This window comes from Rubellimicrobium roseum, assembly GCF_006152145.1.
GTDB lineage: Bacteria > Pseudomonadota > Alphaproteobacteria > Rhodobacterales > Rhodobacteraceae > Rubellimicrobium > Rubellimicrobium roseum.
On record NZ_VDFV01000024.1, the window covers coordinates 40,651 to 51,108 of the forward strand.

The following is a 10,458-nucleotide window of genomic DNA, read 5'->3' on the forward strand; positions in this document are numbered from 1 at the left end:
GCCGCGAGCGCAATAGACCACGGTCTCGAATCCCGAAACACCCGAACCGGGCAAAGGCCTCGGCCCAGATTCAGACCTCCGACAGCACCAGCGCGCCCGCGTGGATCAGGATCGGCTGCAGCGTGCCGCCTCCCTCGTGGCTCTCGCGGCCGGATCCGGGGCCACGCTCCTGCCGCGCGCTCCGGTTCCCCGGCGGGGCTTCCCCCGCAGCGAGCGCGCGCTATACCTCGGGGCCATGTTCGAGAACCTGCTCCGCCGCCTCCTTTCCCCCGCGCCCGAGATCCTGCCCGACCCCGACGCGCGGCTGGCGCTCGCCGCGCTGCTGGTCCGGCTTGCCCGCGCCGACGACCACTACGACGCCGCCGAGGTCCAGCGGATCGACGCCGTCCTGCGCGCCCGCTTCGGCCTTTCACCCTTCGAGGCCACGCGTCTGCGCGGCCAAGCCGAGGTGCTGGAGGAGGAGGCCCCCGACACCGTCCGCTTCACGCGCGCCATCAAGGACCACGTCCCCTACGAGGACCGCCTGGGCGTCATTGAGGCGCTGTGGGAAGTGGCCCTGGCCGACGGACGGCGCGACGTGGACGAGGACGGGCTCATGCGGCTCGTGGCGCCCATGCTGGGGGTCGAGGACGCCGACAGCGCGCTGGCGCGGCAGCGGGTCGAGGCGCGGCCCCGGTGATCGCCAGCCTGCCGATGTACGACCGGCCCGAGACTGCGGCCGCCCATGACGCGTTCTGGGCGCTGGTCCGCCACGGGCTGCGCGCCCGCGGAGTCGCCGCGCCCGACGCGCTCGACCGCGCCACGCCCTACGATGCGGGCTGGGGCCGGCCCGACCTCGTGCTGGGCCAGATCTGCAACCTGCCCTTCCGCGCGCGGCACCGGGGCCGGGTCACCGTCATCGCCGCCTCGGACTACGGCCTGCCCGAGGTCCCGCCCGGCCACTACTACAGCGTGATCGTGGCGCGGGCCGACGATCCAGCGCCGGGGCCCCGCCTCGCGATCAGCGATCCCCTGTCCTGCTCGGGCTGGGACGCGCCGCAGGACTGGCTGCGCGCGCAGGGCATCCCCTTCAGCCCCGTGCTCGTCACCGGCTCGCACGCCGCTTCGGCCCGCGCGGTGGCCGAGGGGCGCGCGGACCTCGCCGGGATCGACGCCATCACCTTCCGCAACCTCCAGCGGTGGGAGCCCGCCGCCGCCCGCCTGCGCATCCTGGGCCGCACGGTGGCCACGCCCGGCATGACCTTCATCACCGCTCCGGGCCGCGACTCCGCCCCCTTCCGCGCGGCCATCGGCGACGCCATCGCCGCCCTGCCCGCAGCAGAGGCGGACCTGCTCGGCCTTCGGGCGATCGTCGAACTACCCCCCTCCGCCTACGACCGCCCCCTGCCCCCGGAACCCGACGTCACGGCCGTTTGAGCCCAAAATCATTGCAACTACTCGGCAAATGGCGTCTCCTGCCCGGAATCACAGGGAAGACACCGTGCCAGCCGACGCCGCCCCGGTCATTGAAATCCGCAACCTCCACAAGGCCTACGGCTCGCTCGAGGTGCTCAAGGGTGTCGACATCCGCGCGCCCGCCGGGCACGTCGTGGCGATGATCGGCTCCTCGGGCTCGGGCAAGTCGACGCTGCTGCGCTGCTGCAACCTCCTCGAAGACAGCCAGCAGGGCGAGGTCCTCTTCTGCGGCGAACCGGTCCGGTGGCGAGGCACGGGCATGGACCGCCGCCCCGCCGACCGCGCGCAGGTCACGCGCATCCGCACCAACCTGTCCATGGTGTTCCAGAGCTTCAACCTCTGGTCCCACATGACGATCCTCCAGAACGTCATGGAGGCGCCCGTCACCGTGCTCCGCCGCAACCCCCGCGAGGTCGAGGACAGCGCCCGCCGCTACCTGGCGCAGGTGGGCATCGCCGACAAGGCCGACGCCTGGCCCGCGCAGCTCTCGGGCGGGCAGCAGCAGCGCGCCGCTATCGCCCGCGCCCTCTGCATGGAGCCCAAGGCGCTTCTCTTCGACGAGCCCACCTCCGCGCTCGACCCCGAGCTGGAGCAGGAGGTGATCCGCGTCATCAAGGCCCTCGCGCAGGAGGGCCGCACCATGATCATCGTGACCCACGACATGCGGCTCGCGGCCGACGTGGCCGACCATGTCGTGTTCCTGCACAAGGGGCGCATCGAGGAGGAAGGCCCTCCCGACCAGCTCTTCGGCAATCCCAGGACCGAGCGCCTTCGGGGCTTCCTGTCGGCCACGCAGGCCGCGTGACAAGGACGACCGCTCGCCATGGGGAGAGACGACGAATGAGGACCCTGACACTGGCAGGCGCCGTGGCATGTCTGGCCACCGGCGCGCTGGCGCAGGAGGTGGTGCGGCTGGCGACCGAGGGCGCCTATCCGCCCTACAACTTCATCAACGACCAGGGCGAGGTCGACGGGTTCGAGCGCGAGCTGGGCGACGCGCTCTGCGCCCGCGCGGGCCTCACCTGCGAATGGGTCGTGAACCAGTGGGACTCGATCCTGCCGAACCTCCTGGGCGGCAACTACGACGTCATCATCGCGGGCATGAACATCACCAACGAGCGCGACGCGCTCATCGACTTCACCCAGCCCTACATGCCGCCTGCGCCGGCGGGCTACGCCGCGCTCTCCGGCGACGCCGACATCGCCGGGGGCACCGTCTCGGCGCAGGCGGGCACGGTCCACGCGGGCCATGTCGCTGACACCGGGGCCACGCTCCTCGAATTCGCCACGCCCGAGGAAACGGTGCAGGCCGTGCGCGACGGCGAGGCCGACGCCGTCTTCGCCACCCACGATTTCCTCCTGCCGATCGTCGCCGCTTCGGACGGCGAGATGACGATAGTGGGCGAGCCCGTCATCATCGGCCGGGGCGTCGGCATGGGCCTGCGCGAGAGCGACGCCGAGCTCCGGGACAGGTTCGATACGGCGATCGCCGCCATGAAGGAGGACGGGAGCCTGAACGGCCTCCTCGCCAAGTGGTTTCCCGACAACTCCCCACAGTTCTGAACGACATACAGAGGGCGCGCACGGCGCCCCGATCCTCTCCGACCAGCCACAGGGATACCACCATGACCAGGATCATCTTCGCCTCTGCCCTGGCGCTCGCCGCCACGGGCGCGCTCGCGCAGGACGTGGTGCGCCTCGCCACCGAGGGCGCCTACCCCCCCTACAACTTCCTGAACGACCAGGGCGAGGTCGACGGCTTCGAGCGCGGGCTCGGGGACGAGCTCTGCGCCCGCGCCCAGCTCACCTGCGAATGGGTGACGAACGAATGGGACTCGATCATCCCCAACCTCGTTTCGGGCAACTACGACGCCATCATCGCCGGCATGTCGATCACCGACGAGCGCGACGAGGTGATCGACTTCACCCAGAACTACTATCCGCCCAGCCCCTCGGCCTATGCCGCGCTGTCCCCGGACGTGGACGTGAACACAGGCACCGTGACGGCGCAGACCGGCACGATCCAGGCCGCGCACGTGGCCTCGACCGGCGCCACGCTGGTCGAGTTCGCCACCCCCGAGGAGACCGTCGCCGCCGTCCGCAACGGCGAGGCCGACGCGGTGCTGGCCGACAAGGACTTCCTCGCGCCCATCGTCGGGGAGTCGGGCGGCGAGCTCACCTTCGTGGGCGAGGACGTTCCCCTGGGCGGCGGCATCGGCCTCGGCTTCCGCGAGAGTGACGCCGAGCTGCGCGAGACCTTCGACGCGGCGATCCAGTCCATGAAGGACGACGGCACGCTCAACACGATGCTCATCAAGTGGTTCGGCGAGGAAACCCAGACCTTCTGACCCAGGAGAAGGGCGCCCCCGCGGCGCCCCGCCCCGCCATGATCGACGCCCAAGCCCCCCGGACCCACGCTTCTCGCGCTTCCCTTCGCGACCCGGCCTCGGGCTCCCGCGTTGCGGGTCCTTCGGCCCGCAGCGTCGCGATTGCCGGCCGCTCCGACCTCCCCCATGATGCGCGGGAGGGCGGGGCGGGTCCGGTCCGCTGCCTCGCCCCTCCCGCCGCGCCCCGAGAGGAGGCCACTGCCTGATGCTGCCCGCCTGCGCCGACCCGTCCACGCTCGAAGGGCTGAGCTGGTATCTGTGCTACCTGACGACCGGCAAGCACCTGAGCTTCTACACCTCCTTCGGAACGGTGCTCCTGCTGCTGGCCGTGACCGCGCCGGCCGCACTGGCCCTCGGCTTCGGCGGCGCCATGCTGGCGCGCTCGCGCGTGCCGCCCCTGGCCTGGATCGGCAAGGGCTACGTCGCGATCGTGCGCGGCGTCCCGGACATCGCCTTCTTCCTGTTCTTCGTGGTCGCGCTGGACCAGGGCTTCGAATACCTTCGCCACCGCATCATGTGTGCCGACTGGGACCAGCCCGTCCGCCAGGGCAACGACTTCGTGGTCTGCGACATCGCCAAGCTGCCGCTCAACTCCTCGCCCCAGTGGATGCACGAGATCTATGGTTTCGCGCTCGCGGTCCTGACCTTCGCCATCGTCTTCGGCGCCTTCGCGGCGAATGTCCTTTACGGGGCCATGCGCGCGGTTCCCCGTGCCCAGATGGAGACGGCCGAGGCCTACGGCATGACCCATCGCCAGACCTTCTGGCGCGTCCTCGTCCCGCAGATGTGGGTCTATGCGCTGCCGGGCCTGTCGAACCTCTGGATGGTGCTCATCAAGGCCTCGCCCCTCCTCTTCCTCCTGGGCGTCGAGGACATCGTCTACTGGGCGCGCGACCTCGGCGGCTCCAAGACCCCGCAGTTCACCGACTACCCGCACGGCGACTGGCGGATGTGGTACTTCCTCTTCCTTCTGGTCTTCTATCTCGCCTTCACCCGCGTCTCCGAGGTCGTGCTCGACCGTCTGATGCGCCGCCTGACCCACGGCCAGGCCATCGCCGGCGGAGAGGCGCAGCGCAAGACCGCCATGGTAGGCCCCGCATGAGCTGCCTCGACACCCTCCAGTCCTACGCCCTCCGCTCCCTCGGCCTGGGCGAACGGGCCCTGCCCACGACCGACTTCACCTTCTGCCAGCAGGCGACGCTGATCGGCTCGGGGCTGGCCTGGAACATCTACTTCGGCGCGCTGGCGCTCCTGACCGGCTTCTTCCTCGCCGTGGCCGTGGCGCTGGCCAAGGGCTCCGACCACGCGTGGCTCCGCAAGCCGGCCGACTGGTTCACCTTCGTCTTCCGCGGCTCGCCGCTCTTCATCCAGTTCTTCTTCGGCTACTTCCTGTTCCTGTCGCTCAAGCAGAGCGTCCCGGTCTTCAGCCCGCTGACCTCGGCGGCGCTCGGCGCCCTGATCGTGCTCTTCCTCAACACCTCCGCCTATTCGGCCGAGATCTTCCACGGCGCGCTCCAGGCCATCCCCAAGGGCGACCTGGAGGCCGCCGACGCCTACGGCCTCGCGGGCTGGACCAAGTTCCGGCGCGTGACCTTCCCGACCATGCTGCGCCTGGCCTGGCCCGCCTACACCAACGAGGCGATCTTCCTCTTCCATGCCACGACGCTGGTGTTCTTCACCGGCTTCCCGGCCATCCAGCAGAAGGGGGACGCGCTCTACTACGCGAAGTACTTCGCGGAAAAGACCTTCAACCCCTTCGTCCCCTACCCCATCCTCGCGGGGTACTTCATCCTCCTGACCCTGGCCATTATCGGCCTGTTCCAGCTCGGGTCCAGAAGGCTCAACCGTCACATGCCCGCCCAGGGGAGACGCTGGCGGGCCAAGTTCCAGGTGATCCGATGACATGGCCCCCACGGCGATAGGCCGTCGGCTCGACACGCGACCCAACCTATCCAAGCCCAACAGGTGACCCATGAGCTGGCTCGACCAGCACCCCGAGGTGCGCAACATCCGTTGCGGCGCCGTCGACCTCAATGGACAGGCGCGCGGCAAGCGCATCCCCGTCCGCTTCGCCCGCAAGATCGAGGAGGAAGGCACCCGCTTCCCCCTCTCCGTCCTCAACCTCGACATCTGGGGCGAGGACGTTGAGGACTCCCCCCTCGTCTTCGAGATCGGCGACCCCGACGGGGTCCTGCGCCCGACCGAGCGCGGCTACGTTCCGATGCCCTGGCTGTCCACCCCCTCCGCGCTCCTGCCGATGTGGATGTACACCGAGGAGGGCGAGCCCTTCGCCGGCGACCCCCGCCACGCCCTGCGCGCCATCGTGGACCGCTTTAAGGCCCGCAATCTCACGCCCTGCGTCGCCACCGAGATGGAGTTCTATCTCGTCGACGACTCCGGCGTGGACCTGCGCCAGCCGCCCTCGCCCCGCTCCGGCAAGCGCCGCCCGGGGGCCGAGATCCTCTCCCTGCGGGCGCTGGACGCCTTCGACAGCTTCTTCAACGACCTTTACGACGCCTGCGACGCGATGGACATCCCGGCCGAGGCCGCGATCAGCGAGGTGGGCTTGGGCCAGTTCGAGATCAACCTGAGCCACGTCCCCGACGCGCTCAAGGCCGCCGATGACGCCTGGCTCTTCAAGCAGCTCGTGCGCGGCCTCGCGCGAAACCACGGCTTCGCCGCCTCGTTCATGGCCAAGCCCTACGAGGACTACGCCGGCAACGGCCTGCACACCCACTTCTCGGTGCTGGACGCCGGGGGGCGCAACGCCTTCGCCGACGGCAGCTTCGAGGGCACGCCGCTGCTCAGGAACGCCATCGCCGGCTGTCTCAAGGGCATCCCGGAACTGGCGCTGATCTTCGCCCCCCACGCCAACAGCTACCAGCGGCTCGTGCCCGAGAGCCACGCGCCCACCGGCATCTGCTGGGCCTACGACAACCGCACCGCCTCGGTGCGCGTGCCCGGCGGCAGCGTTCAGGCCCGGCGGGTGGAGCATCGCGTCGCCGGTGGCGACGTGAACCCCTACCTGTTCCTCGCCGCCGTCCTGGGCTCCGCGCTCGTCGGCATCGAGGACGACCTCCAGCCCCCCCCGCCCATCATGGGCAACGCCTACGAGCAGGACCTGGCCCAGATCCCCGACACCTGGGAGCAGGCCATCGACGCCTTCGAGGGCAGCGCCTTCGTGCGCCGCATCTTCCCGCCCCAGCTCATCGACAACCTCGTCATGACCAAGCGGCAGGAATTGCACTACATGGCCGAGCTCACGCCCCGCCAGCAGCTCGAACTCTACCTCGACACGGTCTGACCGGTCGCACCGGCCCGGCCGGGACGCAGGCCGCCGCCCGGCTCCCCGGCCGGGCGGCGGCCCTGTGCCGCCTGCTCCTCTTCGGCCGGCAAGGTCCCAGTTTCGTCGGCATGCAGACAAGATCGGGTCAAAATGCCGTGACACCCTGTCGTGACCAAGGACGGGATCGAAAGGCCGATGCAAGCCGGACAGCGCCACGACGACCCAGAAGCGCGGACCCACGTTCCCGAACGCCGTTCCCATACAACCGCGCACCAGGTCCACCAAAGCCCCGTCCACCTTCGCGCCTTCCCCCCAAGGAACAGGAACCGCCCCAAGCGATGCGCAGGCTCCCATGCGGCCGGCCGTCGCCCCAGGGCGTCAGGAGGGAGGAATTGCCGATGCAGATCAGACGGATCGAAGACCGCCATATCGTGAACCCGGTCGGGCAGCCGCCCCCGTCCGCGCCGTCGGCCTAAGCCCACCCCGCCCAATCTCACCCCAGTGACGCCACCGGAGCGCCCCAATGCGGGCCTGCCGGTCGTCGTATTGCGCCCTGCCCAAAGACGCGCCCGAGCCCAGGATACCGACGGACCCGGACGCCGACGATCCCGGGAAACAGAAGGCCGGCCAGAGCGCCGCCGCAACGCCAGCAAGGAAGGAACAAGGATGGAGACGACCATCAGCGACATGCGCTCCGTGACCGCGATCTTCGACGAGGCCGCCAAGGCCGAGCGGGCGATCGCCTGGCTGCGCAACATCGGCGTGAAGGACAGCCAGATCCGGCAGTCGGCGGCGGAGGTCCCGGAACAGGCGCGCCCGGCCACGCCGGCGACCCCGCCTCCGGCCAAGCGGCGCCGCAGCTTCGTCGACTCCTTCGTGGACTTCATGATGCCCGACGATGCGCCGAAAGGGTCGGCCAAGGGGATGGCGAACGGCGGGCCGCGCATCGTGACCATCCTGAACGTCCCCGCTACGATGCAGGGCGCGGTCACGAGCATCCTCAACGACGAGGGTCAGGTCCAGGAGGACCGGGCCGAGCCGGAGGCGCCGTCGTCCCCGGTGGAAGCCCGCGACCCGAGCCCCGCCTGGACCGGCGCGCCTTCGGTCGACATGGCCGATGCCAACCAGATCCGCGGCCTGATCGGGGCCTGTCTGGTCGATGGCGGCTCGGGCCACCTCCTGGCCGCCGAGGGGGACGGACGCATCGACCTCGAACTGGTCGCCGCGCTCAACACCGACTTCATGCGGACCTGGAACTACACCGTGGACCAGCTCGAACTGGACGAGGACACGGTGGACATCGACGAGATCCTCATGACCATGGACACGCAGATCCACCTGTTCCGCCCCCTGGAGCAGCACCGGTCGATCTTCCTGTACGTCGCGCTCGACAAGGCCACCTGCAACCTCGGCATGGCGCGGCTGCAGATCCGGCACATCGAGGCCAACCTGGCGCTCTGACCCGATCGGCGGGCGCCGACCGGCGCCCCCGAACGCACCGCAGCCCGAGCCGTCGCAAGCGACACCCGGCCCAAGCCGCTCCCGGCTCCATCGCCTTGCCCACGCTCGCTGAACCGCTCTGCCGCAATTCCGCTGGCAGACAGGTCCTGCTGGACCGCCCATCGCCGTGGTCCGCTCCCCCGTTTTCCGATCCGCATATCGGCTCGCTCGAATCACGGGGCACCTCCGCTTCGGAGAGGCCCTGCGTCCTTCGCCCGCCGCAATTGGCCGGCCCAGCACAGGCCATGCAGCCTGTCCAGCCGCAAAACGCTCGCGAACGACAAGATCGTACACGCTATGGTCGCTGCAGGCATGATCGTTTGCAACCTTCAGTTGCCATCGCGGCCCGAACGCATTCGGTTCCCAGCTAAATCCGCGTAATCGTGCAACAATCTTCGCACACATCACCCTCTCCCATTCAGCGAGCCGTGGCTCTACTCAGGATGGCAAGGGGCTGGATGAACCAGATCCGGCCCCGCCCAACCAGAGGAGATCGGCCCATGCCAGAACCGGGCTCGACCATACGACCGCCGTCATCCCGGCGCGCCGACCTCACCGTTCCGCCCCGCGCGAAGGGGAGAGCGGCCGACCGTTAGTCCCGCCGCCCCCTTCGCTCCACCTGTCGAACTCACGGCCGGGCGGCCCCGCACGCCCCCGGACGATCCCCTGCATCCCGAAGAAGGACACGACCATGAACATGACCATGCGCCCGACGACCACCTCGATCGCCGATGCGACCGCCATCAAGGGCTTCATCGGCGCCTGCCTGGTGGACAGTGACACCGGGCTCATGCTCGCCTCCGAAGGCGGCGGCCGGCTCGACCTCAATCTCGTGGCCGCGCTGAACACCGATTTCGTCAAGGCCAAGCAGCACGCGATCGACCAGCTCGGCCTCAATCAGGAGATCGAGGATATCCTCATCACGCTCGACAAGCAGGTCCACCTGATCCGGCCGCTCGAGCGCCAGCGGTCGATCTTCATCTACGTCGCCCTCGACCGGGCCACCTGCAACCTCGGCATGGCCCGGATCCAGCTCAAGACCCTGGAAGCCGCCCTGGAGATCTGACCGGGCCTGCATCGCGACGCACAGGCCGGCGCCAGCAAGGCGCCGGCCTTCTCGTCTTCGGAACCGTCGATCCGACTAGAACCGAAGATTGGCTTCGAGGTTCTTCAGCTGCATTCGCGCCATTCCCAGATTGGCCGAGGCTTTATCCAGCGCCACGTAAATGAAGATCGACCGCTGGCGCTCGAGCGGACGGATCAGGTGGATCTGCTTGTCCAAGGTGATGAGGATATCCTCGATCTCCTGATTGAGTCCGAGCTGGTCGATCGCCTGCTGCTTGGCTTTCACAAAGTCGGTGTTCAGCGCGGCCACCATGTTCAGGTCGAGCCGCCCGCCGCCTTCGGAGGCAAGCATCAGGCCGGAGTCGCCGTCGACAAGGCAGGCGCCGATGAAGCCCTTGATCTGGACCGCGTCGGCAATGGAGGTGGTTGGCATGTCATCGTCCTTCGTGGATGGGATGCCCGGAGTCGCAGGCCCGGAAGGCGGCTTCTCGGGGATTTGGATTGGTTGTCCAGCGTCGAGATCGTCCGTTCCGATCATGCGCTTCAAGCGCTGGACGAGCATTTGGCCACTCGTTCTGATTCCACTCATGTCACTGCAGCTTGTCCTCTCCGCCGCTGATGGCGGATGGAACGGATGTCGATGCCCCCTCCCTCGTTGCTCCCCCCTTACGGCTCGCTTCGCTTTCAGACCGGATCTAGGTTCAGGACCCATTGATCTGCTCGCTCCCGCTGTGACGGTGTGATTCAAGCTCCCGGTCTGAGGGG

General features: G+C 69.0%; 11 protein-coding genes. 10 read left to right on the top strand and 1 reads right to left on the bottom strand.

Features of this window, described 5'->3' with window-relative positions:
- Nucleotides 1-235 precede the first annotated feature (235 nt).
- From FHG71_RS14665 to FHG71_RS14710, 10 genes are all read left to right on the top strand, one after another.
- Nucleotides 236-679, top strand: a complete 444-nt coding sequence (locus FHG71_RS14665; protein ID WP_139082456.1) for a tellurite resistance TerB family protein — start codon at nt 236-238, stop codon at nt 677-679.
- The gene (locus FHG71_RS14670; RefSeq protein ID WP_139082446.1) at nt 676-1,416 is read left to right on the top strand and encodes a phosphate/phosphite/phosphonate ABC transporter substrate-binding protein; all 741 of its coding nucleotides are present in this window, start codon (nt 676-678) and stop codon (nt 1,414-1,416) included. Before FHG71_RS14665 ends, FHG71_RS14670 begins: the two co-directional genes overlap by 4 nt.
- 28 nt (nt 1,417-1,444) lie before the next feature.
- Nucleotides 1,445-2,260, top strand: a complete 816-nt coding sequence (locus FHG71_RS14675) for an ABC transporter ATP-binding protein (protein WP_139082447.1) — start codon at nt 1,445-1,447, stop codon at nt 2,258-2,260.
- A 35-nt stretch (nt 2,261-2,295) separates the two neighbouring features.
- Nucleotides 2,296-3,018, top strand: coding sequence for a transporter substrate-binding domain-containing protein (locus tag FHG71_RS14680; RefSeq protein WP_139082448.1), 723 nt, complete (start codon nt 2,296-2,298; stop codon nt 3,016-3,018).
- A 62-nt stretch (nt 3,019-3,080) separates the two neighbouring features.
- A complete protein-coding gene (locus FHG71_RS14685; protein ID WP_139082449.1) occupies nt 3,081-3,803 on the top strand; it encodes a transporter substrate-binding domain-containing protein in 723 nt (240 codons plus the stop codon).
- Between the two features lie 244 nt (nt 3,804-4,047).
- On the top strand, nt 4,048-4,944 hold the full coding sequence (locus tag FHG71_RS14690; protein ID WP_139082450.1) for an ABC transporter permease: 897 nt from the start codon (nt 4,048-4,050) through the stop codon (nt 4,942-4,944).
- Entirely contained in the window at nt 4,941-5,744 is an 804-nt protein-coding gene (locus FHG71_RS14695) for an ABC transporter permease (RefSeq protein ID WP_139082451.1), read from the top strand. Before FHG71_RS14690 ends, FHG71_RS14695 begins: the two co-directional genes overlap by 4 nt.
- Nucleotides 5,745-5,814: 70 nt before the next feature.
- Nucleotides 5,815-7,146, top strand: a complete 1,332-nt coding sequence (locus FHG71_RS14700; RefSeq protein WP_139082452.1) for a glutamine synthetase family protein — start codon at nt 5,815-5,817, stop codon at nt 7,144-7,146.
- Between the two features lie 648 nt (nt 7,147-7,794).
- Nucleotides 7,795-8,589 carry a hypothetical protein gene (locus FHG71_RS14705; RefSeq protein WP_139082453.1) on the top strand — a complete coding sequence of 265 codons (795 nt, stop codon included), beginning with the start codon at nt 7,795-7,797 and terminating at the stop codon, nt 8,587-8,589.
- Between the two features lie 730 nt (nt 8,590-9,319).
- Nucleotides 9,320-9,694, top strand: a complete 375-nt coding sequence (locus FHG71_RS14710; protein WP_218014097.1) for a roadblock/LC7 domain-containing protein — start codon at nt 9,320-9,322, stop codon at nt 9,692-9,694.
- Nucleotides 9,695-9,769: 75 nt separating this feature from the next.
- Here the strand turns inward: FHG71_RS14710 and FHG71_RS14715 are convergent, their stop codons facing one another.
- Nucleotides 9,770-10,255 carry a roadblock/LC7 domain-containing protein gene (locus FHG71_RS14715; protein WP_218014098.1) on the bottom strand — a complete coding sequence of 162 codons (486 nt, stop codon included), beginning with the start codon at nt 10,253-10,255 and terminating at the stop codon, nt 9,770-9,772.
- Nucleotides 10,256-10,458 lie beyond the last annotated feature (203 nt).